The organism is Veillonella fallax (assembly GCF_020687175.1).
In the GTDB taxonomy this organism is placed as follows: domain Bacteria; phylum Bacillota; class Negativicutes; order Veillonellales; family Veillonellaceae; genus Veillonella; species Veillonella fallax.
In genome coordinates, this window is record NZ_JAJEQD010000002.1 from 41,565 (window position 1) to 67,090 (window position 25,526).

The 25,526-nt window shown below is 38.2% G+C and carries 18 protein-coding genes; 4 read left to right on the forward strand and 14 right to left on the reverse strand.

Annotated elements, in window-relative coordinates; all coding sequences use genetic code 11:
* Positions 1–8: 8 nt before the first annotated feature.
* From LKD20_RS01075 to xerA, 3 genes are all read right to left on the reverse strand, one after another.
* Complete coding sequence (locus LKD20_RS01075) at positions 9–3,149, reverse strand: type I restriction endonuclease subunit R (RefSeq protein WP_227720564.1); 3,141 nt, start codon at positions 3,147–3,149, stop codon at positions 9–11.
* A 132-nt stretch (positions 3,150–3,281) separates the two neighbouring features.
* Complete coding sequence (locus tag LKD20_RS01080; protein WP_227720566.1) at positions 3,282–4,439, reverse strand: restriction endonuclease subunit S; 1,158 nt, start codon at positions 4,437–4,439, stop codon at positions 3,282–3,284.
* A 9-nt stretch (positions 4,440–4,448) separates the two neighbouring features.
* The gene (gene xerA / locus LKD20_RS01085) at positions 4,449–5,432 is read right to left on the reverse strand and encodes a site-specific tyrosine recombinase/integron integrase (RefSeq protein WP_227720569.1); all 984 of its coding nucleotides are present in this window, start codon (positions 5,430–5,432) and stop codon (positions 4,449–4,451) included.
* Positions 5,433–5,607: 175 nt separating this feature from the next.
* Here xerA and LKD20_RS01090 point away from each other — a divergent pair, with 175 nt between their 5' ends.
* Positions 5,608–6,198, forward strand: a complete 591-nt coding sequence (locus LKD20_RS01090; protein ID WP_227720699.1) for a restriction endonuclease subunit S — start codon at positions 5,608–5,610, stop codon at positions 6,196–6,198.
* On the opposite strand, the gene LKD20_RS01095 is transcribed toward LKD20_RS01090, so the two are convergent.
* From LKD20_RS01095 to LKD20_RS01115, 5 genes are all read right to left on the reverse strand, one after another.
* On the reverse strand, positions 6,195–6,722 hold the full coding sequence (locus LKD20_RS01095; protein WP_227720576.1) for a restriction endonuclease subunit S: 528 nt from the start codon (positions 6,720–6,722) through the stop codon (positions 6,195–6,197). The genes LKD20_RS01090 and LKD20_RS01095 overlap by 4 nt on opposite strands.
* Positions 6,712–8,244, reverse strand: coding sequence for a type I restriction-modification system subunit M (locus LKD20_RS01100; protein WP_227720578.1), 1,533 nt, complete (start codon positions 8,242–8,244; stop codon positions 6,712–6,714). Before LKD20_RS01100 ends, LKD20_RS01095 begins: the two co-directional genes overlap by 11 nt.
* 320 nt (positions 8,245–8,564) lie before the next feature.
* Complete coding sequence (guaA, locus tag LKD20_RS01105; protein WP_227720580.1) at positions 8,565–10,100, reverse strand: glutamine-hydrolyzing GMP synthase; 1,536 nt, start codon at positions 10,098–10,100, stop codon at positions 8,565–8,567.
* Positions 10,101–10,373: 273 nt separating this feature from the next.
* Positions 10,374–10,571 carry a 4Fe-4S binding protein gene (locus LKD20_RS01110; RefSeq protein ID WP_227720587.1) on the reverse strand — a complete coding sequence of 66 codons (198 nt, stop codon included), beginning with the start codon at positions 10,569–10,571 and terminating at the stop codon, positions 10,374–10,376.
* A gap of 117 nt (positions 10,572–10,688) precedes the next feature.
* Entirely contained in the window at positions 10,689–11,828 is a 1,140-nt protein-coding gene (locus LKD20_RS01115; RefSeq protein WP_227720588.1) for an HAD hydrolase family protein, read from the reverse strand.
* A 149-nt stretch (positions 11,829–11,977) separates the two neighbouring features.
* Between LKD20_RS01115 and LKD20_RS01120 the strand changes: the two genes are divergently transcribed.
* On the forward strand, positions 11,978–12,304 hold the full coding sequence (locus tag LKD20_RS01120; RefSeq protein WP_227720590.1) for a hypothetical protein: 327 nt from the start codon (positions 11,978–11,980) through the stop codon (positions 12,302–12,304).
* On the opposite strand, the gene LKD20_RS01125 is transcribed toward LKD20_RS01120, so the two are convergent.
* Positions 12,297–13,478 (reverse strand): amidohydrolase, encoded by a 1,182-nt coding sequence (locus LKD20_RS01125; RefSeq protein ID WP_227720593.1) that lies wholly within the window; start codon positions 13,476–13,478, stop codon positions 12,297–12,299. The two genes, LKD20_RS01120 and LKD20_RS01125, sit on opposite strands and share 8 nt — an antisense overlap.
* 250 nt (positions 13,479–13,728) lie before the next feature.
* Between LKD20_RS01125 and LKD20_RS01130 the strand changes: the two genes are divergently transcribed.
* Both LKD20_RS01130 and LKD20_RS01135 read left to right on the forward strand, forming a co-directional pair.
* Positions 13,729–14,511 (forward strand): basic amino acid ABC transporter substrate-binding protein, encoded by a 783-nt coding sequence (locus LKD20_RS01130; RefSeq protein ID WP_101928688.1) that lies wholly within the window; start codon positions 13,729–13,731, stop codon positions 14,509–14,511.
* 138 nt (positions 14,512–14,649) lie between these two features.
* Complete coding sequence (locus tag LKD20_RS01135; protein WP_227720595.1) at positions 14,650–17,019, forward strand: tetratricopeptide repeat protein; 2,370 nt, start codon at positions 14,650–14,652, stop codon at positions 17,017–17,019.
* 114 nt (positions 17,020–17,133) lie between these two features.
* Here LKD20_RS01135 and LKD20_RS01140 read toward each other — a convergent pair whose 3' ends face one another.
* From LKD20_RS01140 to ileS, 5 genes are all read right to left on the reverse strand, one after another.
* Entirely contained in the window at positions 17,134–18,384 is a 1,251-nt protein-coding gene (locus tag LKD20_RS01140; protein ID WP_227720596.1) for an inverse autotransporter beta domain-containing protein, read from the reverse strand.
* Between the two features lie 50 nt (positions 18,385–18,434).
* Positions 18,435–19,670, reverse strand: coding sequence for an inverse autotransporter beta domain-containing protein (locus LKD20_RS01145; protein WP_227720598.1), 1,236 nt, complete (start codon positions 19,668–19,670; stop codon positions 18,435–18,437).
* A gap of 24 nt (positions 19,671–19,694) precedes the next feature.
* A complete protein-coding gene (locus LKD20_RS01150; protein WP_227720600.1) occupies positions 19,695–20,792 on the reverse strand; it encodes an inverse autotransporter beta domain-containing protein in 1,098 nt (365 codons plus the stop codon).
* A 42-nt stretch (positions 20,793–20,834) separates the two neighbouring features.
* Positions 20,835–21,965, reverse strand: coding sequence for an inverse autotransporter beta domain-containing protein (locus LKD20_RS01155; RefSeq protein ID WP_227720602.1), 1,131 nt, complete (start codon positions 21,963–21,965; stop codon positions 20,835–20,837).
* Positions 21,966–22,659: 694 nt separating this feature from the next.
* Positions 22,660–25,494, reverse strand: coding sequence for an isoleucine--tRNA ligase (gene ileS, locus LKD20_RS01160; RefSeq protein ID WP_227720607.1), 2,835 nt, complete (start codon positions 25,492–25,494; stop codon positions 22,660–22,662).
* Positions 25,495–25,526 lie beyond the last annotated feature (32 nt).

Sequence of the window (25,526 nt, forward strand, 5' to 3'; positions counted from 1 at the left end):
CTATAATCTTACTTCCCTATATTATCGGCAACTAGGCATAACGGTTTCTCAGTTTGCATCGGATAGGAATAAACTTTGTGTTCTTCTTCCATATCATAATTATCCGTCCATAGCTCGCATTGTGTTATTACAGTTTGAACTGCATCATCCATCCCTTCTGGAGGGTATTTGTGCTTTTTCAAAAGCTTTTTAATGATCATACGCATTTTGGCTCTTGCTGATTCACGTTTTTGCCAATCTATGGTCCTATTCTTACGTAGGGTCTCAGCCAATTCTTTCGTTATTGAGATTAGCTCTTCATTTTCATAAAAGTCTTTTATAGCCTGTGGTTTTACCAATGCATCGTAAAAGGCTAACTCATCTGCAGTTAAACCAAGTTTTTCCCCTTCTTGTCTATCAGCCGCGATTTGTTTTGCTAGTTTTAACATCTCAGCAATAACTTCTTCATTTGTTAGCATCCCATTTAAATAAGCATTGATAGAGCGTTGCATAATTTCGCTAAATTTTTCAGACTTAACTACATTTGTTCTGCGATAAACAGAAACTTGGTTGGAAATTAACCTCTTCAACAATTCAATTGCAAGATTCTTTTCCTTCATATTAGCAATATCTTGCAAGAATTTAGGGTCGAATAAAGAGAACTCTTCTTTAATATCAGAGAATAAATTAATTACACCATCACTCTTAATACTATGTTTTAAAAGTTCGTTTATTCTTGCATTCATCTCTGGTAATGAAATCTTTTTACCAACGCCAGTATTAGTAAGTCTCAAAACAAGTACACGAACAGCTTCAAAGAATGCTGCTTCAAATCTATCATCTTCATTAACTAAGGAAGAACAAAGAGAGAGTGCTTGATGAAGCATAAGGGATTCTTTTACAAATACATCCTTATCCTCTGCCCGTTCTTTATCCATAATGAAATTCACTGCACCACTAATAGTTTTAGCTCTTTCAAGGTCCGTACCACTTTTAAATTTAGAATAATCATATCCATGGAATATATCACGGCATATAGACAATTTTTCTAAAAATTTAGGATATGCGACCATAGAAACATCCGTATCACCATAATTTTTTTTATCACGAGATGTATAATCGTTCATCGCCTGCTTTAAAGCAGTAGCAATCCCCACATAATCAACAATAAGCCCGCCTTCTTTATCACGGAATACACGATTAACACGAGCAATGGCTTGCATTAGATTATGTCCAGTCATAGGCTTGTAAATATACATGGTAGCAAGAGACGGAACATCAAAACCCGTTAGCCACATATCAACAACTATAGCAATCTTTAAAGGACTATTATTATCCTTAAATTTCTTAGCAAGTTCGTTTTTATGATGCTTGTTACCAATAATTTGTCGCCACTCTTCTGGATCATTATTACCAGAAGTCATGACTACAGCAACTTTTTCTTCCCAATTGGGCCTAAGTTCTAAGATACGTTTATAGATTTTCATGGCAATAGAACGAGAATATGCAACAATCATTGCCTTGCCTGTAAGTAAATACTCCCTATTATTTTCATAGTGATCAAGAATATCATGCACAAGAGAATCTAGAGTATTATCATTACCAAGAATGGCTTCCATCTGTCCTAGCTCATGTTTACTTTTCTCTATAACTTCACGATCAGCATTTAGAGACATTAAATCATATTCAGCATCAATCAACCTCAATGTAGCTTGATCAAGGTTCAATCTGATAACACGACTTTCATAGTAAACAGGTCGTGTTGCACCATCTTCAACAGACTGCGTCATATCATAGATATCGATATAATCGCCAAAGACCTCCCGCGTACTACGGTCTTTTGAAGAAATAGGTGTTCCTGTGAAACCAATATACGTAGCATTAGGCAATGTATTACGAATAAGTCTGGCGGTACCAATGACACGTTTTGCTACTTCCTCACCAGATTCATTCTTGGTAATCTTAATTTTTTCAGCAAGCCCATATTGTCCTCTATGTGCTTCATCCGCCATAACTATAATATTATGACGTTCAGATAAAGGTTCATCCGATTCCTCGAACTTTTGCATCGTAGTAAAAATAATACCATTTGCCTGTCTCCCAGCAAGTAAGGTTTTAAGATTTTCTCTACTTTCTGCTTGTAACGGCTCTTGTCGTAAAAAGTCTTTACACTTTACAAACTGACTATAGAGTTGATCATCAAGATCATTTCTATCAGTAAGAACAACAATAGTAGGACTATCTAAAGCTTCCTGCAACAAATGAGCATAGAATACCATAGAAAGAGACTTACCACTACCTTGAGTATGCCAAAAAACTCCACCCTTACCATCAGTAACAGTAGCATGCTTAGTCGATTCAATAGCCTTTTTTACTGCAAAATACTGATGATATCCAGCAAGGATTTTATAGCTATTTATTCCTTCATTTGAGAAACAAATAAAGTTCTTAATAATATCAAGCAATCGTTCTTTTTGGAATATTCCCTCAAAGAATGTATCAAACTGTGCATATTGGGTATTCTCATAATTACCGTCTTTTGTTTTCCACTCCATAAAACGGTCTTCACCTGAAGTAATTGTACCCGCTTTAGAAATCAACTGATCACTCATAACACAAATAGCATTATAAATGAACATTGATGGAATCTCTTGCATATAGTTACGAAGCTGTCTATATGCCTCAGAAGCATCTGTTTCTTCACGAGAAGGAGACTTAAGTTCCATTAATACTATTGGTAGCCCATTTAGAAATAGGATGAGATCAGGACGTTTATTACTGTTTTCAATGAAAGTCCATTGATTGGCTACAACAAATGAATTATTCTCAGAGTTCTTATAATCGACAAGATAAACAATTGAAGAACGCTCTTCTCCATCAACAAAATATCTTACAGGAATACCATTCTGTAAGTAATCCATAAAGATAGCATTCTTCTGTACAAGCTCCCCATTTTCAAAATTTTTAAGTTTAAATAATGCATCCTGAATCGCATCATTAGTTGCACCATGATTTATGCGATATAAAGACTCAATTAAAACGTCTTCATAGAAGGGACTATAAAAATCTCTTTCTATATCTGGGCCATACACATATTCATACTCTAAATCATTTTGAAATAATTCAATTAATGATTTTTCATAATCTTCCTCTCGAAAAAAATTTAGCATTATTTTACTCCCTATAAAAAAGATAATTTTGCCCTTAAAACTCTACACTAATATATTTATATCTCTCTATTATTAAAATACGCTTTCCATAGCAATTTTTCCAATATATACAATAAACAATAATTTATTGAATTAGATGTTAATCTCAGATACCTCCAACTTACCAGACATCAACTGGGGTAAAAGAGTATCTCTTAAAGCTAAAAGCTTTGAATTTTCTTTTTCATTCGCCCATATTTTTAAAAATAATGGTGTAATAACATTTGTAAATTTAGACATTGTTTCTTTATCAGGAATAAGAATTGGGGTCTTTTTGAAATCAGGTATTGTAAGTTGCTGTTGTGTGGTTCCTGTTCCCGTGATATTAAGCTGTTTAAGGTATAAATATAAATATTTTACACTAACTAGCTCTATATTAGGTATTAATGCAACTAGACGAACGATAGGCACATATGGTGTATGGCGTATACATACAAAACCAACTGTACCTCGCGCTGATACTGTAACACTTTCATCACATATTTTAGGCGTATTAGTATAACCGTATAACCCATTTTCTCTTAATCCGTTCGCATAAATAGGGTATGGACATGCTTCTGTTTGAATCGTAGAAATAACCTTTGGTTTATCTCCACCAGCTACCATATTAGTAATTGCGCCAAGTGAACTTATAGTCCAACTATGAGGTTGTATACCATCAAACGGACTAAAATCAACAAAACTATTCTTGAAAATTGCTTGAGCTTGATGCTCTAAATTATTGTTTATTTTTTCATTCGATTCGATTTTATTATCAATAGCTCCAAGTATTGACGATATTTGTTCTTGTACTTTCTTATCTCGTGGAACTGAAACAACAATATTCTTCATCGTGTTTCCTGATACTTCTTTGAATGTTGTTCCACTTCCCATACCTTCAATTTTATTTTTATTATATTTAAGCAAATAATATAAAAACAAAGGATCTGTATTTTCATTTGGGATAACACTTTTAAATCCCTGATTTGTACACAACTCATTCTCGGCAATAGCTATATAACCGATTGGTGCTCTTGAAGAAAATAGGACCGTATTCTTTGGTAACAACTGCGTCGAACAACTTTTTAAACCTAGCTCAGTAATATTTCTTTCACCACGGCGGATATAACGTCCCCTAAATGTAGATAGATCTTTAGGAGTTATCCATGCAATACTTCCATTTTCATAATATTCTAATTTCTTTGTCGAAGGAGTTGCCCCACCAATAACAGTTCCCAAATCAGCTATTTTACAATCTATCCATTCTGCCATATTTACCTCCTATCCTATATATCTTTGATGAGATATTTTTACATTGCTCTGTTTGACCATTGCATACTGTAAGGTCGTATCTATCTTTTTATGTCCCAAAAGTTGCTGTAATTGCTCAATGGGCATTCCTTTATCTATTGCCATAGTAGCCAATGTCCTTCGAAATTTATGCGGATGTACCTTATGTATTCCCAATAACTTTCCTAATCGTCTTAGCCGTGCTTCCACTCCACCAATTTGTAATCTATCATGAGGTGCCTTCAAGGATACAAACAAGGCCAAATTATTATCATTCCTACTTTTTAAATAGTTTTGCAAATGTATTTTTGTCCGGGCATCAAAATAAACAACTCGAGCCTTATTTCCTTTACCAAATACAATACACTCTCGCTCATTAAAATTAACATCCGTCCTATTAAGTAAAACCATTTCTCCAACACGAACTCCCGTTGATGCCAACATATCTATAATGGCTAAATCTCTCAGTTCAGAGCAATTATCTCTCATAAGTTCCATCACTTCATCTGAGTAGGTTTCCTTAATATTTGAACCTGTTCTTACCTTATGTATTCGTCTAACAGGACTTTTTAATATATAGTCCTCTTCCTCAAGCCAAGAAAAGAAACTTGAAAGAATCCGACGAATATTATCAATTGTAACTTTACTAGATTTATTTTGTTCCTGATACTTAATCAAATAATTTCTTATATCATCAGTCTCAATATGATTTACACTTTTACTAATAGCGTTAACCATACGTTCAATAGTTGCTTTATAGTATTTAAGAGATTTATCAGAACAGCCCTCAATTCGTTTAGCTGCCAAAAACAGTTCTAAATAATTGCGTTTTAAATTATCATCTTGTTGCTTACTTTCCACTACTTCATATCTTGTAAAGATATTATGTAATACTTCTTGTAACTTTACACTCTGTACATTATTTAGGTACTGTAACATCTCTTGAAGAACATCTTTAATTAAATTTTCTTTCATAGTCAATTCTCCCTTTATAAATTATTAGAGAACGACTATGGGGTGGAAGTCCCCTAAAATTAATTCCATCCACCCATAGAAGTTAAATCATATTTAAGCGCTAAACAATAATTTACTTCAGCAATCCCTTTACATATTTGATACCCTAATTAACAGTGCCTCAAAAGACGGATGTATCGGTGATTATTGTACTCTCAAATCTGGTTTTGCTTTCAAAAGTAAGTGGTGGCAAGATTCCGGGATTCCTGTTATAAAAATAGGCTCTATAAATCAAGATTATTTAAATCTATCTAACTGCTCCCATGTTTCAGAAGATAAAATATCACTCGCAAAAGATTTCATTGTTTCTGGAGGAGATCTCCTCATTGCCATGACAGGGGCAACCATTGGAAAATTCACAATGGTACCGAAAATGCATAAAACAATACTGGTTAATCAGCGTGTAGGAAAATTTTTCCTTGGCGAAAATCCGATTAATAAAATTCCTTTTATATATTGTACACTCAAGCAACCAGAAATAATCTCAGAAATTATTAATCGTGGTCAAGGAAGTGCTCAGCCCAACATCAGTGCATCCGATATAATGTCTATTCCTTGTGTCATTCCTCAAACAGACGAGATAAATAACTTTAATTTACAGACTGCGCCTATGTTTGAACTGATTATTAACAATCAGGTTGAAAATTTGATACTTGCAAAGACGAGAGACTTGCTACTACTACGATTGATGTCTGGTGAAATTGACATTTCCAATATAGGTTTTTAAGCCGCTAAATTATTGTTTATAGCATTATTTAATTCAATTTTTTTGTCATAGTCATTTAATATTGAAGATATCTTTTGTTGTATTTTAATACTCGGAATTTCAACTTCTATATTATCAAAAGTATTTCGTGTTATAGTATCAAATACCGACCCATGAGTATTTTTTTTTAATACTGAAACATTGTGTTTTATTAAGTAATATAGATAATCGCTCGTAACCATTCCTTTTTTTGCTCTAAGTCCGTAACAAGATTGATTAAACGCCATAGCAAATGGAATTGTTGCGATTTCACCAACTGTCCCTCTTGCAGAAATTATCACATCCCCCCTTTGTAAAAGTTTAGTTGATGATTTTTGCAATCCTAGTTGCGTTATTGATTTCTCTGTTTTATATACATATCGAAAGTCATTATTAAAATCTTTAACAGATATCCACGGAATATTTCCATTCCAGTATTCGGGTTTACTAGTTTTTGGGGTACCGCCACCAATTAAGTCCATTACCTCAGAAAGTTTACACTTCATACCCAATCGCCCCCAGTTTCTGCCTAATTTCCCGTTCTAATTCATGAGATTCTTTGAACATACCTGAAAGTTCTAAGGTCAATCTTGCCATTTTTTCTTCAAACGGCTCTCCATCATCTTTCTGTTCTTCAATACCTACATATCTACCAGGAGTCAAAACATAGTCCTGTTTAGCTATGTCTTCTATTGTAGCTATAGCAGAAAACCCTTGTTCCTCATCTAACACGCCATTTTGGAAGTCTTCAAATGTTTTTGCCAACAAGTCAATATCACCTAAACGTCCATCATCTTGTATTCCTTCTGTAAAGTCTCTATGTTTTCTATCAACCATATAGCCCATTTTACGCGCATCAATAAATAAGGTTTCTCCTTTCCGCTTTTTATTTTTTGTAATAAACCATAGTGTAACTGGAATAGTAACACTGTAAAAAAGTTGAGTAGGTAAAGCTACAATACCTTCCACGAGATCCGCTTCAATAATATTTTTTCTAATATCACCCTCACCACTAGTTTGCGACGATAGTGCACCATTTGCCAAAACAAGGCCGATTTTCCCATTCGAACCAAGATGATGTATCATATGCTGAATCCACGCATAGTTCGCATTACTTGCAGGCGGTAAGCCATATTTCCAGCGGACATCATCCTTTAGCTTTTCCTGTCCCCAATTAGATAGATTAAACGGTGGATTTGCCATAATAAAATCGGCTTTTAATGTTTTATGTAAGTCATTGAAGAATGTATCTGCCTGATATGGGCCAAAGTTTGCATCGATACCACGAATTGCCATATTCATTTTTGCCATCTTCCAAGTGTCAGCATTCGATTCTTGACCATAAACAGAGATAGTTCCTCTATTACCACTATGAGCTTGTACAAATTTCTCACTTTGCACAAACATGCCACCACTACCACAACAAGGATCATATACGCGACAATTATTAAATGGTTTCAAAATAGATACAATAGTTTTAACGATACTCGACGGTGTATAAAACTCACCACCCTTAGTGCCTTCATAAGAAGCAAATTGAGCAATACAATATTCATATGTTCTTCCCAATAAATCCTTACTCGACTCGGTACCGTCCATTTTGACTTCATTAGTAAAAAGATCAACAACTTCACCAAGTACTCTTTTATCTAAATCAGGACTAGCATAATTCTTAGGTAACACATTTTTAAGTGTTGTATTCTCTTTTTCAATAGCTCTCATTGCATTATCAATAACAAGTCCAATTTCAGGTGTATGTGCAGCAGATGCAATTGTACTCCACCGCGCTTCTTCTGGAACAAAGAAAATATTTTCTTCTGCATATGCATCTCTATCATTTTCAAATCCGTCGCCTTCTTTTATAAGCTCTTCATAGCGTTTCTCAAAAGCACTCGATATGTAACGAAGAAATATTAACCCTACAATTACTTTTCGATATTCTGCAGCAGGAATATGTCCCCAAAGAACACAAGCCGCATCCCATATTTGTTTTTCAAACCCAATATCTGTATTGTTTTTTGCTGCCATAACTTATATACCATCCTCATTAAAACTTACAAGTCAAGATTATTTTCATAAAATCCGCATAATCTAGTAAATATACTATAAATCCTAATATTTTTTATTATAACATCTTAGATATTCAGAATATATCTTTAATTCATTTATTTTTCATAGTACAAAAAACTATCATACTTTTACCACTGTAATCACTAAGACTAAATATCTATTAACCATTTAAAAATACATAAAAAAACGATATAAAAAAAGTCATCCAAAGATAGACTCTTTGGATGACTAAATTATATTATGTATTTTTATATGTTAAATATATTAAGCAAACCATCTTATTCCCACTCAATTGTAGCAGGTGGTTTAGATGTAATATCGTACACGATACGGTTGATGTGTTGTACTTCGTTTACGATACGACGGGAGATTGTGTCCAATACGTCGTAAGGGATGCGCGCCCAGTCAGCAGTCATGAAGTCTGTTGTTGTTACGCCACGCAATGCCAATGTGTAATCGTATGTACGGAAGTCACCCATAACGCCTACAGTACGTGTAGATGTTAATACTGCAAAGTATTGGTTGATGCTGCGATCTAGACCAGCTTTTGCAATTTCGTCACGGAAGATGTAGTCCGCATCACGCAAGATATCAAGTTTTTCTTTAGTGATTTCGCCCATTACACGAATAGCAAGACCAGGACCTGGGAATGGTTGACGCCATACGAGGTAGTCAGCCAAGCCTAATTCAGAACCAAGTTCACGCACTTCGTCTTTGAAGAGGTTACGCAATGGTTCGATAAGGCCTTTGAAGTCTACAACTGCAGGCAAGCCGCCTACGTTATGATGAGATTTGATAACTTCAGCTTCGCCAGTACCGGACTCGATAACGTCAGGGTAGATTGTACCTTGCGCTAAGTAGTCAACAGAACCAATTTTACGACCTTCGTCTTCAAATACGCGGATGAATTCTTCGCCGATAGCTTTACGTTTTGCTTCTGGATCTTCAAGACCAGCCAATTTATCTAAGAAACGTTTTTCTGCATCGACGCGGATGAAATGCATGCCGGAATCTTTGAAAGCTGCTTCTACTTCGTCGCCTTCGTTTTTACGCATTAAACCATGGTCAACGAAGATACAAGTCAATTGGTCGCCAACAGCTTTAGAAATAAGAGCTGCTGCAACGGAGCTGTCTACACCGCCGGACAATGCCAACAATACTTTGCCATCGCCTACAGTGTTACGGATTTCTTCAATAGCAGTTTTTGCATAGTTTGCCATTGTCCATGTGCCTGTGAAACCACATACTTCGTACAAGAAGTTGTGAAGCATTTCTTTACCATGTTCAGTGTGCAATACCTCTGCATGATATTGCATAGCGTATAATTTACGCTCTTTATTTTGCATAGATGCAACAGGGCAGTCCTTTGTATGAGCAATGATTTCGAAACCTTCAGGTACTTTTGCTACATAATCAACGTGGGACATCCAAACAACTTGGTCTTCGTCCAAGCCTTTGAACAATGGGGATGTAGTATCCACTTTAGTAGGTGTTTTACCAAATTCACGGTTATCTGCAGATTTAACTTCGCCACCTAATGTATGCGCCATAAATTGCATACCATAGCACATGCCAAGGATAGGAATACCAAGTTCAAAAATCTCTTTTCCGATTTTTGGAGAGTTTTCTTCATACACGCTGTTAGGGCCACCTGTGAAGATGATACCTTGCGGTTTTAATTCTTTAATTTTGTCCAGCGCTTTGTTGTATGGATATACTTCGCAGTATACGTGATTTTCACGAACACGGCGCGCGATCAATTGATTATATTGACCACCAAAGTCAACAACAATAACAAATTCCTTGTTTTCCATGCCTTCCTCCATATGCATCTATTTGTGAAAGTATATTCACTAATTTTTAATGCCCATACATTTCTGTACTGGGGGTGCGTTTTTTCGAAGCAAACGCTAATTTTCATTACATTTCATTATACCATACGAAGTATATGGACTCCATATATTCCGTATGAAATTTATAGAAAAGATTTTAATGTTCGGATTTTAATGTATTTCCCCGAAATGAACCTAAGCTATTCCAACAACTACCAACTATATCCTACTCTGGCCAGCTCTTTATGTTAAATCCTACTCTTTATGATCCTCGCGTTTAGACATTTTGACGGCCCCAACCGGACAGATGGAATAACAATCGCCACAGCCGATACAGCCTTTCCCAATATTAAATCGAGTCTCCCCTTTGGTGATGCACTGAACAGGACAATCCACGGCACATGCACCACACTTAACACAAGTATCATCAATATGAAATTTTAGATTCCCCATTTACATCACCTCCTGCTATTTTGATATAAAACGACAAAGGAATATATATAGTTTTTCAGATACTACCAGTTAAAAGTATTTATTTTTAACTGGTAGTATCTTTAATTTGAGATATGATTACGATTTCTTAAGTAATTCATTATTATACGCAATAGCTGAATAGATAGCCTTTGCTACGCCTTGGTGGTTGTTATCTGTAGCCACGTAGCGCGCTGCTTCTTTAATATTCGGTTTACCATTACCCATAGCAACGCTAGCACCGGCAAAGCGTAGCATGGATAGATCGTTTTCACTATCACCCAGTGTCATTACTTCGTCTGGACTAAAGCCCCAATGACTGGCTAAAGCCTCAACAGCTGTCCCCTTTGTGGTATGTGGTAATACGAATTCTAAGTTACCTTCACTAGAGAGTAGTACATCATAAAAACGTTCACGGCCTGTACCGTCATGAGACATACCTTGGTATTCATCGCGTAAGTCTTGTAAGATGTGTTGGCGCATAGGCTCATCACCGTAGAAGATTTGCATCTTTTCAGGGCCTTCGTCTAAGGCTTCCATATGAGCCAGTAAATCAGGCACCATCGTACGTGTTGCTAAGATAAATGGACGAATATTAGGTCTAAAGAAGAAATTAGACTGTTCGACTTCACACTCAGACATCTTTGTATTCGCTGCTGCATCACCTTCAGCCAAAGCATAGTGATCATGGGTTTCACCAGGCAGATGACCTTCTGTATCAGCAGAAATATGATTATTCATTACGCTATGAGAACTCTTTGTATTACTGCCATCGCCCTCATTACGTTCATCTGCACAAGCACATAAACGTTCCGGTGTAATGCATCGAGACGGCGGATACATGCCAAAGATTTTGTCTTTCACATAGGCCTCTACATAAACGCCATAGGTTAAAAGTTTACGCAATAAATAAATGGCTTGTTCTTTATCAAATATTACATGGAACAGCGTACGATTTTCATCCTTATCCATTACATAAGCACCATTGGTACACATAAAGTAGCGTAAACATGGTAATTTCTCGATAACATCATTCATCTCATTCCAAGCACGACCAGAAGCGATAGCTACACGAATGCCGCTTTCACGAGCTGCACGAATCGCCTCTATAGCATCATCGGGGATGGACTTGGCATCGTTAACCAATGTGCCGTCCACATCAGATGCAATGAATCGGATGGGTTTATCACCGGTAAGACCTATATAGTTTTTAATTTGTAATATTTCAGTTGAGGACATAAAGCCTCCTTTAATATGGTATATAAATAGATAGATATTATTTTCAATCAGTAGTACAGTAATAGTTACAAATATATCTGTTAAAAGGATACACAGATAGTATGTAAGACATAGATAGTATATAAGGCATAAATAGGAAGTGAAACTATATGCGCATCATAATTGATAGAGATGCAGTTTGTGCAGGCGATGATATGAATCATCATCGCGAAGAATTTACCGTACCAGATGATATCACTATCGCTGGTTTATTTGAATTCCTTGAGTTTAAGTACATTCCAGTCATCGCGGGAAATAACGTGGTCTGGGCACTCTATTATCACGACCGTGAGTTAGGTGCCTATTTCACCAAAATTCAGAGCTTCATAAATGGAAACATCTCATTATCATCTATCATTAATAGATCTGAAAAAGACCACGAATTTTACCTATACTATTACAGCCATCCTGATAGATATAGAAAACGCTTTATTTAGATGCATTAAATTCAGCAACGATTTCTTCTAATACAGCTGGATTTTCTACCAATCGTAACAAGGTACGGCCTATGATATTAGCACCGTCCACAATTGTTTGTTCAATGGTAGATTCTAGCATAGCCGCAGCGAATTCTTTAGAGTGACACACCTTGTCTTCCCCAGCGAGTCGCAATTTAGGGTGGAATGCAGCACATTGATAGCTAACATTACCAATGTCTGAGCTGCCCCCGATATCTGCTGGGCCTGGCTTGAAATCAATGCCCATATCAGACATTACGTCTTCAATGAGAGCTGTTCCTCTATGGTTTTGGTTCATATCATCATAAGGATTGCCATAGAACTCTACATCTACAGTAGTGCTAGTACAGAGAGCGGCCCCTTCAAAGATGTTCTTAATCTGTTCAGATAGACCATTCAAATATTCCCGTTCAGTGTGACGTACGGTTACCTCTAATTCGCCAAATTCAGGAATGACATTGGATGCAGTACCACCAGCAATGATCCACGTACCAATACGACTTTCAGGACGTACTTGTTGACGCATCATATCCATCGCATGAATAGCGAGTTGCACACCGTTTACCGCGTTGATACCATTCCAAGGCTCACCGGCTGCATGAGCTGGTTTACCGTGATAGCGAGCGCGGAAACAGTCGAGCGCCAAGAATTGTGAATTTGGTCGTGTTTCTTCCCCATCAAGGTGAACCATGATAGCAAAATCATAGTCTTTAAATACCCCTGCGTTACACATATCCACCTTGCAACCTGTGGCTTCTTCATCAGGTGTACCGATGATATCGATGTCCATGTTGAAAGCAACGCCGTCTTGTTGCATTTTATGTAATGTTAATGCTGCCAGAACACTCATAGAGCCACTGGCAGAATGACCGCATGCATGGCCGACCTCTGGCAATGCATCATATTCACAAAGAATAGCCAAACGACCTTTTGGATTATCTACTTTCACAGCAGAAGCCTTGAACGCTGTTGGTAAATTACAGAATTCATAGGTTACATCCATGCCATGTTTTTCAAGAACGGCGCCAATCGTTTTGACGGATTCAAATTCATGGCTGGAAAGTTCAGGGTTCTTAGCTAATGTATAATTGATGGCAAACGCATCAGGTGCGAAGCTTTTACAAAGATCAGAAAAGGTATTCGTAAGGGACATAGTGCCTCCATGTATATACGCCAATGATTGTAAAGAATGAAGATGCTCTACAACCTAAAATAGAAAATCTTATATTACTGTAAAGTATGGCCTAAGAGTGAGCCATCTTGAATAATAATTTTAAATATAATGATAAATATAAAACTCTTTTACTCTTAATTATACAATGTTATTGCCTATTATTGTAAAATTCCGTACAATATAAACAGAATTTGATAAACCATGTATATGGATGTTTGAGGAGGTTTCTATGTTTAAGTTCAAAAAATTGACAGCCATCGCCCTCGTAGCGGTAGCAGCAATGGGTTTATTGGCTGGTTGTGGTAATGACAAACCAAAAATGACACAACAAGAAGGTGTATTGCGTGTAGGTTCTGAAACTACATTCCCACCATTCGAATTTACTGAAGGCGACAAATACGTTGGTTTCGACGTTGATTTGTCCGAAGCAATTGCTAAAAAACTTGGTTTAAAAATGGAATTCAAATCCATGGGCTTCGATGCTTTGATTCCAGCAGTTCAATCTGGCGATATCGACATGATCGCAGCAGGTATCAATGCTACACCTGAACGTGAAAAAGCATTGGACTTTTCCGATGTATACTTTGACCAAGGCGGTTTCATCACAGTTGTTCGTAAAGACAACACAACAATCCACAACATGGATGAATTAGCAGGCAAAACTGTAGGTGCTCAAATCGGTACAATCCCTGTTGAAATGGCTCAAAAAATTCCTGGTACAACAGTAAAACAAATCGATTCCAATGCTAATATCTTCATGGAATTGAAAGCTGGTACAATCGACGGTGCTATCATCGATAATGCAGTGGCTATGTACTACCTCAAACAAGGTGCTGATCAAGACCTTAAACTCGTAGGCGAACCTACTAAAGCTGAAGGTACAGTTCTTGGCGTTAAAAAAGGCAACAAAGCTTTACAAGAAGCTGTTAACAAAGCTCTTAAAGAACTTAAAGAAGACGGCACTTACCAAAAAATCTACGACAAATGGTTCGGCGATTACAACAAAAAATAATATCTATCTCTATAAACTAGGATAAATATAACCCCTCTGAAAGACTTCAGAGGGGTTTTTCCTCTTTTACGGTCCCTTGCGTTCGTTATATAATAAATACGTATTCTATAGTAAATGTAACTAATTCAAGGAGGCCTTATGGCACAGTACTTTACGGAACGCCTACAAAAGGTCTTCCACATGATTTTTAAATCATACAATCAAGAAATGGCCCAAGAAGGTTTGCGCCAATTAGAACTGATTGTAAATAATCAGCATAGTCCTGAGCAACCGAATCATCGGGCGCTAAGAAACGACATGACTACGTCGCTGGAAAACGAAATTGACACTAAAGAGGACGCATTAAAAATAGCCAATGATTCAGAGGCTCGAGAAATAGCTGATGCATATGCTTTGTTGGCTCGTATCTACGCAGGACCACGATTTACATGGGAGGAATCAAACTTCCCAGAAAATAACATGCGCACTTATCAATGCTTGCACGATAGCATTCGCCGCTGTAGTCCTATTGGTACCTTACAAGCATTGCGTATCAACGGAACGATTACACCTACTGTTGAAAAGGATATGTTAATCTCCTTTGACGATGCATTTCGTATTGTTTACGACTACGCGGAGCAAGGTGATGCTTTCTGCCAATACATTATAGGCAATGTCTTTTTCTGGCACGATGACGACCGTATCAGCCTTGCAAGGGATATGATTACACCACCTCGCCTCAGTTTGGCGAAACGTATCCAACAGAGCTTACAAAAAGGTTCTATACAGGAGCGTCTTATAGCCTTACAAGGTACTATTTCCAACGAAACATTACAGGAAAATGCTACTAAACTCGCCAAGGAATGGTTTAACAAAGCGCTCGATAACGGGCTCGCCATGTTCCAAGGCAATCTACGCAACATTTATATCGACGAAGGCGACTTTAATAATGCGCGCCGCGTAGCTTTAACCGCTGCTGAGCTAGGTAATCCAACCATGATGCTCTACACCGGTCTAAACTGTCATGAAAACGGAAAATTTGAGGATGCTTTCACATGGTTTACAAAAGGTGCCGCCCTAGGTCAAGCTGAAAGTACCGCAGAATTAGCGGATTATTACTATCATTTCTATGATGCCAAAGAGCTCCGCAGAGTCATTCCTTATGATCCGGTAAAAGCAATTGGACTCTACCGCCGTGCAGCTACTAAATATTTCAGTGATGCTGGCTATGCAGCATTACAAGCTGCCTTTGGCTATATCTTCCACATTGGTCACCTACCGCTAGACTGGGGCCTCATTGCAGATTTAACCCACATGGCAGCCACAAAAGAACGCTTTATGTTCTCCTTGCCATATATTGGTTACATGCGCATTCACGGTTTCGGTGTAACGAAAAATATACGCTTTGGTGTACAATCCTTAACACGTGTACTAGATGAAGAAAAACGCGCCCTAGAAGAGGAAGACCGCGTTCTCTTCTACGATATTACACGAGCTTTAACGCGCGTTGCCTTAGGGTACGCCTATGAAAAAGGCTATGTTTCAGGTAAACCCGATTTGGATTCTGCCGTAGCCTATTACGAAGAATCCCATCAATACATACTGTCTCACAAGGCAAACCTCGATGAAGAGTTAAAAGATATTCCTATCGATGATGAAGCAGAAGAACGATTAGCGGCCTTTGAAGAGGTCGATGGCCATTGGCACTACAAAGAAGGTATTACAGAGTCTACTACAACAGTACGTCCTGGTCATACTGAATGGCCTCAAAATGCAGCACGTTTATCTGTAAACATGGATGACTTCTTATGGGACACTACCTTATATGATTGGCAAACCATCGAGCACGCCTTAGCATCACAAGACGAAATGAAACTTAGCTTTTACAATCATTTCCTATCCGTTCCAGACAAGCTACGCAACATTTTTAAGCTAGATGTAAAGCGTATGCTACGTGATACGTACCAAGTCAGAATACATGGTTATGACCCTACAGAAGGTCAAGAGACCATTTACCGAGCACTGATCAAAAAAGAGAATACCATTCAGCTATTAAAAGACCTCTACGATACGCACCAATTACCTGCATTAGGAGATAACTGGTCCATCGAAACGAACGAGGAAAAACCAACTTGGCATTATGTACTCGATGTAGATCAACAAGCATTTCTACTTGAAGAATACGATGATGCTAATGCGATGATACAAACTGCATTACAAGGCTTAAAAGATAAAAAGTACGAACAAATTAATGTCCGTACCCATGACTTTATTGGCCCATCCTATTTCATTTTCAGAGGCAATCACGCAAATCCATTTAGAGTGCAACTCTATTTGAAAGAATCCATGCGCCACTCTATCGATAAGGATGGAAAACCTCTAGATACGCCTGGTAATACCTATTTATTTGAACAACATTTAGGTAACGAAGTATCATTAAACTACTGGATTCAAAAAACTATTAATACCTTGGAAATCCCTGAACTAGACAACTGGAAAAAACTCAGTGTACCTAAGGCATTACAATAAAAATAACCGATAACATAAAAAGAGCTAGTACCTAATGTACTAGCTCCTTTTTTATAACCTATGAACAAGCTAAACTATTATAAATGATCATGAGGATAATGTACGCAAAAGCCCCTATAAACCAACATCGACAACACCATGATCATAAGTTTCTTCTACAGTTTCTTGTACAACCATATCACTGCGATGTACCTTATCAAGCATCTTAGAGCGAGCTGTTGTAATCGCACTTTCACTATGTTTACCACCACGCCAAGCAAACTTAGATGTACCGATTGTATATTTCAAAGTTGCATAAGGACCACTCAAATGATGAGACGCTGTTTTATAACCCGCATCAAGAGTAAGATGTGGTGTAATATGGAATTCTGCCCCCACTTTAAAGCCTTTAATAGCATTGCGTTTAGGTAATTTATAATACCCTACTTTTACAGCCTCTCTACCACGCCAGTTATAATAGTCTGCATAGACACGAGCCCATCTAGCATTTTTAAATGTTCGAGCATAGCCAATATCATAACCTCTAGCTACAGTATTTTCACTTAGAGCCCAGTGATTTTCATAAGAAACCACACCATAGTTATAAAGACTTTGATCGGGATCCATACCATATGGATACAATCCTGCAGGATCACCTAATACAGTACTTCGCCCATGGAGTCCTATATATTTTCTTTCATCAGTCCCCAGATTTCGGTACAGATTAGCATGGATTTCATTAAGACCTGCCACATATTCTACACCACCACTAACACGCTTATAACCACCTTTAAACACATGGTCATAGAACGCATTAACACCAACATAAGCATGTTCACCCTTGCTAAGACGACGATAGCCAATACCAATATTAGCATTCATCCCTAAGGATTCCTTCTTATCTGTTTGTTTATCGTGTCTTATAAACGTCCCTGCAGGTCTGGCTGGCTCCCAATAACTATCTAATTTATAAGATGAAATCTTTTCTCCACTGCGCCCAATACGACCTTGTACAAAGACAACGCTTTTCGCATTTTCATCATAATGGGTTATAGGTTGCAAGGTCTCAATGTATAACTTGTTGAGTTCTGTAGATTTGGATTTATCAGAAGTCCCCACAATAGGATGATTTTCCCAAGGCGTAAAATTATGGAAGTGATGGCTACTCGACTCTTCAGAATTTTTCATACCAACGCCAACTACGATATCTGTACGATCCATCCAGTTAGAACGAACGGCCTCTTTCCTAGCTGTATCGGATGCAATTGTTTGCTGTGCAGAATCTAGTCCATTTACATCTTGAACCTCTGCTGCCATTCCTACTGTATATATACTGAAAGTCATAGTCCCTAAAACCATAGCTTTCAATAATAACTTACCTGACATTATATATAGTCCCCTCTCATGACAATGATAAAACTAACATTTTCTCCATATTATAAATGATCGATAGGTGCTAAATAAAAATATTCAATGTCATCAAAGGATTCTACAATCATGTCTTGACGATGTACCTTATCTAGCATTTTAGAACGAGCTGTCGTAATCGTATCATCACTATGCTTGCCACCCCAAAGGGCAAATTTAGATGTGCCCAATGTATATTTCACAGTACCATACATACCTTTCGACATATTGTTTGCATTGTTATACCCAATATCTAAGGATATATGTGGTGTTAACTGTAATTCAGCACCGATTTTAATGCCCTTATAGTGGTTTGCATTCCGCACAGAAAACCATGGCACATCCCAATGGCCTGGGCGCCCATAATTATATGCTTGTTCATGCCCGAATCCATGGCCTTTCCAACGATATCCATTTACATAAGTACGAGCCCAGCGAGCATTCTTGAAGGATCTAGCAAAACCGATTTCATAGCCACCTAGTGCTCTACCGCCTTTGTAAGTATTATAGTTTTCACTAGGAATCGTATTATACGGAAATGTTGATGGGTAACCATTAGGATACAAGCGTTTAGGGTACGGATTGCCACCAAAACCTCTCACGACGCCCGTATTACCAAGCCCCTTATACACATTAGCATATACTTCGTTAAGTCCATTTACATACTCTACGCCACCGCTGATGCGATTATAATTGCCTGTGAAAGCTCGATCAACGAATGCATTAACACCTACATAGGCATGTTCATTTCGGCTAAGGCGTCTATATCCAATACCAACCGTACCGATAATCCCTAATATTTCTGATGATTTTTCATCCGTATTTATTTTAGTGTAACTAGATTGCCCATGCCGATTGATTGTTAATTCAGGGAGAAAGTAACCACGCATCTCTTTCGATGCTATTTTCTCACCGCCCCGTCCAATGCGTCCCTGTACAAATAGAACACTTTTACTGTTCTCATCATAATGAGAAATAGGCTGCAATGTTTCTATATAGGCTTTCGTTAGATTGCCGTAATCAGATTTCTTATTATAAATGGTATCCAGATCATCCGTTAGAAAGTGTCCTTTATCTAATTTGGACTGGCCTCCGGACTGTACCCCTACAGCAATGTCCGTGCGGTCCATCCAGTTAGATTGCACTGCATCATGTTTTGCTGTATCGCTCACTTGTGGCACCACATTGGCCGCTCCCACTACAGCACTTGTGCTACACGCTATGGCCCCCAAAACCATAGATGCTAATACTAACTTATATTTCATTACTAAACTTCTCTCCTTTTAATTTTATAAATTATCCCAAGGTACTACAGCCCAATACTCTTCATACGACCTACCTATAGTCATAGGACTACGGTCTACCTTATCTAACATTCTAGCACGAGCATTCGTAATGGTATCATCACTATGTTTTCCACCATGCCAAGCAAATTTAGATGTCCCCAATGTATATTTAACAAATCCATAAGCACCACTAGCATACTTACTATCCGATGTATAGCCTAAATCTAAGGATACATGCGGTGTCACTTGTAATGTAGTACCTAATTGCCAGCCAGAACTATTACCCAAATCAGAAATCGGAGAGGTCCCTCCACTATAGGATGAAATCCCGAGACCATTCCAGTGATAAGCCCCTATGTGCACACGCGCCCAGCGGGCATTCTTAAAGGTACGAGCATAACTTACATCATAACCAGATAATACTTTTTGAGACTTATACACCGTATAATTAGCAGTTCCTCCATTCAAAGGAAATGGAAGATGCGATTCAGGCACTTCCACCATATAAGATTGAGATTTTATATTTCCCAAACCTCTATATACATTAACACGAACTTCGTTAAGTCCGGCCACATATTCTAAGCCTCCACTAACTCGATTAGCATTCTCAGAGAAGGCGCGATCTGCAAATACATTAACACCTACATAAGCATGTTCATGGTTACTGAGCTGACGATACCCTAAACCAATATTACCCACAGTACCTAAAGATTTTGTCTCATCATGTCGCTCTGGTTTAGTCTTTGTTTCCACAGTACCTGTAGCCGAGTCGTATGGATACCAAATGCCTCCACTCCCATCAAAATAATTAACCTTATGTTCTTGCCCACCTTTACCGACGCCGCCTTGTACAAACAATACGGACTTGGAGTTTTCATCATAATGCGTTAAAGGTTGTAATGTTTCTACAGATACTTGCTTACCCAGTTTCGATTGTGTGCCTAACTTAATATCCGTGCGGTCCATCCAGTTAGATTGCACTGCCTCATGCTTTGCTGTATCACTTACTTGTGGCGCCACATTGGCCGCTCCCACTACGGCACTCGTGCTACACGCTATGGCACCCAAGACCATAGCTGTTAATACTAACTTATATTTCATTACGAAACTTCTCTCCTTTTAGTTTTATAAATATCATCAATTTTATAAGTGATCATTAGGTCTTACATACCAATCTTCTTCATATGTATGGCCTATTGTCATAGGACTACGGTCTACCTTATCTAACATTCTAGCGCGAGCATTCGTAATCGTATCATCGCTATGTTTACCACCATGCCATGCAAACTTGGATGTTCCCAATGTATATTTAACAAATCCATAAGCACCACTAGTATACTTACTATCCGATGTATAGCCTATATCTAGCGATACATGTGGTGTTACTTGCAATGTAGTTCCCACTTTCCATCCATGACTGTTGCCAATTTCAAGCGTTTTCAATAATGCGTCGCTATGATTAGGCACACTAAGACCATTCCAATGATATACGGTCGCATGTACACGGGCCCAACGAGCATTTTTAAATGTACGAGCATAACTTACATCATATCCAGATAATACCTTTTGAGACGTATGTGGCATATAGTAAGCAGGGCCACCATCCAAATCAAATGTGAAGTACGATGGCGGTAAATGTATCATATCAGATTGTGATTTCACACTCCCTAATCCTCTATATACATTGGCACGGACTTCGTTAAGACCGGATACATATTCTAGACCCCCACTCACACGATTAGCATTCTCGGAAAAGGCACGATCAACAAAGGCATTGACACCAACATAAGCGTGCTCATTCTTACTAAGATGACGATACCCTAAGCCTACATTAGCTACAGTCCCTAATGACTTCGTATGTTCATACTTCTCTGCTCTATACCGTTGATCACCTTTACCCGTAACAGGATTATAAGGATACCAAATTTCATTATAACCGTGATAGTAACTAACAGAATGTTCTTGACCACCTCTGCCAATACCGCCTTGTACAAACAATACGGACTTGGAGTTCTCATCATAATGAGTTAATGGTTGCAATGTTTCTACAGATATTTGTGTACCTACTTTAGACTGTGTGCCAACCTTAATATCTGTGCGGTCCATCCAATTGGATTGTACTGCCTCATGTTTTTTCGTACCTTGTGTACTTTGTTGCATATTGGTTACATCTTGTATATGTGTAGACCCTACACCCGCTGCAAATCCAATAGCACTAATAGAACAAGCTATGGCCCCAAGAACCATAGCTTTTACAACTAATATTCTTTTCATGTCTCTCAGTCTCCCTCTATATGTAGTTCCAAGATGCATACTCATCTTTATTTCATTTTTATTATATGTATATATTTAGATATAGTCAACGAAACTAGCCACATTTAAACCAACAATAAATATCGTTTAAATCTCAAATTTGCATATTATTTCATTCTAAGGTAATTAATAATATACATAAAGAAAAAACCCTCAAAGCCGAGTATAAATACTCAAGCTTTGAGGGTTTATGAGGGTTTTGGGAGCTTTATTATTTGAATAAAGGCAAGATTGCGTTTGCTAAACCAGTAAGTGCAGCCAAAATTGCTTTAACGATAGTTGCTACCATTGCTCTTCCTCCTTCTCATATAAGCACAATAACTAAACTAACTATAAACATCTTAAACCAGGATATTAAGTTTAATATGAAATGAGTAAATTTTTACACATTAATTTTTCATGAGGAAAACAACAAGGTAGTAATTGCTATAAATAGTTTTATGAGAAAGATAGCATACAATGAATTCATAATTTTCTATAAAATTTTAATAATTTATAAAACAATGTAACTATTGTACCTACTTCGAATCATACTATAATTACAATAATGTCAGCCAGTCAAAGCAAACCTCTCAAAACAAAATAAAAACCCTTCTCTATTCCACCTTAGTTTGAAATTAACTAACGTGTTAGAGAAGGGTTTCTTATTTACAGATTATAGAGATTCAACAACCTCTGCACAACGATGGCAAAGTGTAGGATGTTCGCTGTCTTGACCTACTGTATCGCGGTGGATCCAGCAGCGTTCACATTTTTCAAGTTCAGATGGAGCAACTACTGTTGCAACGCCTGTTTCTTCGTCTTTTACAGCTTCTGCTGGTGCAGCGCCATTTACGATGTGAGCTTCAGATACGATAACGAGTTTAGCCAAGCCTTCTTCACCAAGAGCGTTCAATGCGTCAAATGCAGCGTCTTCAGCGTATACTGTAACGGATGCATCCAATGGGTGACCGATTGTTTTGTTTTGACGAGCAAGTTCCAATGCTTTTTGTACAGATGTACGCAAGTCTAACAATTGGTTCCATTTATCAGCCAATTCTTGGTTGAAGTGTTCAGGATGACCTTGTGGCCAATCTTGAAGCATAACGGATTCAGGCATGCCCTCTTCCTTAGGCATGTATTTCCAAACTTCTTCTGCTGTAAAGGAAAGTACAGGAGATACCATAGCTACCAATGTTTTCAAGATTTCGTACATTGCTGTTTGGGCAGAACGACGAGCTACGTTGTTTTTGCTTTCAGCATACATAGTATCTTTCATTACATCAAGGTAGATGGAGCTCAAGTCTACTGTGCAGAAGTTATGAATTGCATGGTACAACATGTGGAATTCATAGTTTTCGTACGCTTCAGTAACCTTTTGACGTACCTCTTCTAAGCGCAACAATGCCCATTTATCGAATTCGGACATATCTGCGTAAGCCACTTTGTCAGTGTTTGGATTGAAGTCATCCAAGTTACCTAATAAGAAGCGGAATGTATTACGGATCTTACGGTATACTTCGGATAATTGTTTTACGATGTCTTTGGACAAACGTACGTCTGCTTGGTAATCAGCGGAAGATACCCACAAACGCATAACGTCAGCGCCGTATACGTCGATGATATCGCTTGGAGCTACTGTATTACCTACAGATTTAGACATTTTGCGACCTTCGCCATCCACAACGAAGCCGTGAGTTAATACGGAGTTATAAGGTGCTTTACCTGTTGTTGCTACTGCAGTTAACAAGGAAGAGTTGAACCAACCGCGATGTTGGTCGGAACCTTCAAGGTACATAGCACATGGTACGTCTAAGCCGTTAACTTCAAGTACGCCAGACCAAGAGGAACCAGAGTCAAACCATACGTCCATGATGTCTGTTTCTTTTTTGAACTCATCATGACCGCAATGAGGACATTTGAAACCTTCTGGTAACAATTCTTTTGCACTGTGAGCCCACCAAGCATCGGAGCCTTCTACAGCTACTTTTTCTTGTAATGCCTTGATAGTATCATCGTTGATGATGTGCTCGCCGCAGCTTTCACAATAGTAAATAGGAATTGGCACGCCCCAAATACGTTGACGGGAAATTACCCAGTCACCGCGGTCGCGAACCATGTTGAAGATACGATCATGGCCCCATTTAGGAATCCATTGTACTTGATTGTCGATTGCATCAAGCGCTTGTTGACGATATCCATCTACAGAGGAGAACCATTGTTCTGTAGCACGGTAGATGACAGGGTTTTTACAACGCCAGCAGTGAGCATATTGGTGACGCAAGCTAGATTTGTGAAGCAATGCATTGTTGTGTGCCAAGATTTTGATTACAGGCACCTCTGCATCGTGGATTTCTACACCAGCCAATGGGAATTCAGTATCGCCATAACGGTTGTCGTCCACTTGTTTAGTGTAGTTACCAGTTTCATTAACAAGAGATACGATAGGAAGTTCAGTTTTGCCTTCCTTGTTATAACGCATAACGATGTTAAAGTCATCTTCACCATGTGCAGGAGCTGTATGTACGCAACCAGTACCTGCTTCAAGTGTTACATGGTCGCCACACAATACAGTAGAATTACGTTCTACGAATGGATGTTTAAATTCAGCCAATTCCAAATCTGCACCAGAGAAACGATTTACGATTTCGTAGTCTTCGATGCCGATATCTTTCATAGCCGCATCAACAAGTTCAGTAGCCATCAAGTAGTATTCGTCGCCTACTTTTACCCAGCCGTATTCAAGCTCAGGGTTAACGGAAATAGCTACGTTGGCAGGCATTGTCCAAGGAGTAGTTGTCCAGATAACAGAGTATGCTTGTTTTGGATCTACGCCAGCTGGCAATGTTACCTTTTTCTCGGATACGTAAGGGAATTTTACGTAAATGGAGAAAGATTTTTTCTCAGCATATTCAATTTCTGCTTCTGCCAATGCAGTTTCGCAGTGAGTACACCAGTATACAGTTTTAAGACCTTTATAGATATGGCCGCGTTTTGCCATTTCGCCGAAGATACCAAGTTGTTTTACTTCGAACTCAGGGCGCAATGTCAAATAAGGGCGATCCCATTCACCTAATACACCAAAGCGAATGAAGTCTTGTTTTTGAGTTTCTACGCATTCCAATGCATATTCCTTACATTTGTTGCGCAAGTCCAATGGAGCCATTTCATGACGGTTAAGACCAGTATTTTTAATAACCGCATGCTCGATTGGCAAACCGTGTGTATCCCAACCAGGAATATAACGTGTATAGTGACCAGTCATTGTTTTGTATTTCATGATGATGTCCTTCAACGTTTTGTTAAGGGCATGACCGATGTGCAATTTACCATTTGCGTATGGAGGGCCATCATGCAAAATGAAAGGTTTTGCGTCTTTACGCAATTCCAAACGTTTTTGATAAATTTTGTTGTCTTCCCAGAATTTTAAGATTTCTGGTTCGCGCTTAGGCAAATTGCCGCGCATTGGGAATTCTGTTTCAGGCAAATGTAACGTCTTACCGTAATCCATGATGTGCTCCTTTTACATAAAAAATCGCCCGC

Coding starts and splice junctions, on each gene's coding strand:
- LKD20_RS01155 (WP_227720602.1), bottom strand. CDS start 21,965: ATGAAAAGAATATTAGTTGTAAAAGCTATGGTTCTTGGGGCCATAGCT.
- LKD20_RS01095 (WP_227720576.1), bottom strand. CDS start 6,722: ATGAAGTGTAAACTTTCTGAGGTAATGGACTTAATTGGTGGCGGTACC.
- LKD20_RS01130 (WP_101928688.1), top strand. CDS start 13,729: ATGTTTAAGTTCAAAAAATTGACAGCCATCGCCCTCGTAGCGGTAGCA.
- LKD20_RS01120 (WP_227720590.1), top strand. CDS start 11,978: ATGCGCATCATAATTGATAGAGATGCAGTTTGTGCAGGCGATGATATG.
- LKD20_RS01150 (WP_227720600.1), bottom strand. CDS start 20,792: ATGAAATATAAGTTAGTATTAACAGCTATGGTCTTGGGTGCCATAGCG.
- LKD20_RS01135 (WP_227720595.1), top strand. CDS start 14,650: ATGGCACAGTACTTTACGGAACGCCTACAAAAGGTCTTCCACATGATT.
- ileS (WP_227720607.1), bottom strand. CDS start 25,494: ATGGATTACGGTAAGACGTTACATTTGCCTGAAACAGAATTCCCAATG.
- xerA (WP_227720569.1), bottom strand. CDS start 5,432: ATGAAAGAAAATTTAATTAAAGATGTTCTTCAAGAGATGTTACAGTAC.
- LKD20_RS01100 (WP_227720578.1), bottom strand. CDS start 8,244: ATGGCAGCAAAAAACAATACAGATATTGGGTTTGAAAAACAAATATGG.
- LKD20_RS01140 (WP_227720596.1), bottom strand. CDS start 18,384: ATGTCAGGTAAGTTATTATTGAAAGCTATGGTTTTAGGGACTATGACT.
- LKD20_RS01080 (WP_227720566.1), bottom strand. CDS start 4,439: ATGGCAGAATGGATAGATTGTAAAATAGCTGATTTGGGAACTGTTATT.
- guaA (WP_227720580.1), bottom strand. CDS start 10,100: ATGGAAAACAAGGAATTTGTTATTGTTGTTGACTTTGGTGGTCAATAT.
- LKD20_RS01125 (WP_227720593.1), bottom strand. CDS start 13,478: ATGTCCCTTACGAATACCTTTTCTGATCTTTGTAAAAGCTTCGCACCT.
- LKD20_RS01145 (WP_227720598.1), bottom strand. CDS start 19,670: ATGAAATATAAGTTAGTATTAGCATCTATGGTTTTGGGGGCCATAGCG.
- LKD20_RS01110 (WP_227720587.1), bottom strand. CDS start 10,571: ATGGGGAATCTAAAATTTCATATTGATGATACTTGTGTTAAGTGTGGT.
- LKD20_RS01075 (WP_227720564.1), bottom strand. CDS start 3,149: ATGCTAAATTTTTTTCGAGAGGAAGATTATGAAAAATCATTAATTGAA.
- LKD20_RS01115 (WP_227720588.1), bottom strand. CDS start 11,828: ATGTCCTCAACTGAAATATTACAAATTAAAAACTATATAGGTCTTACC.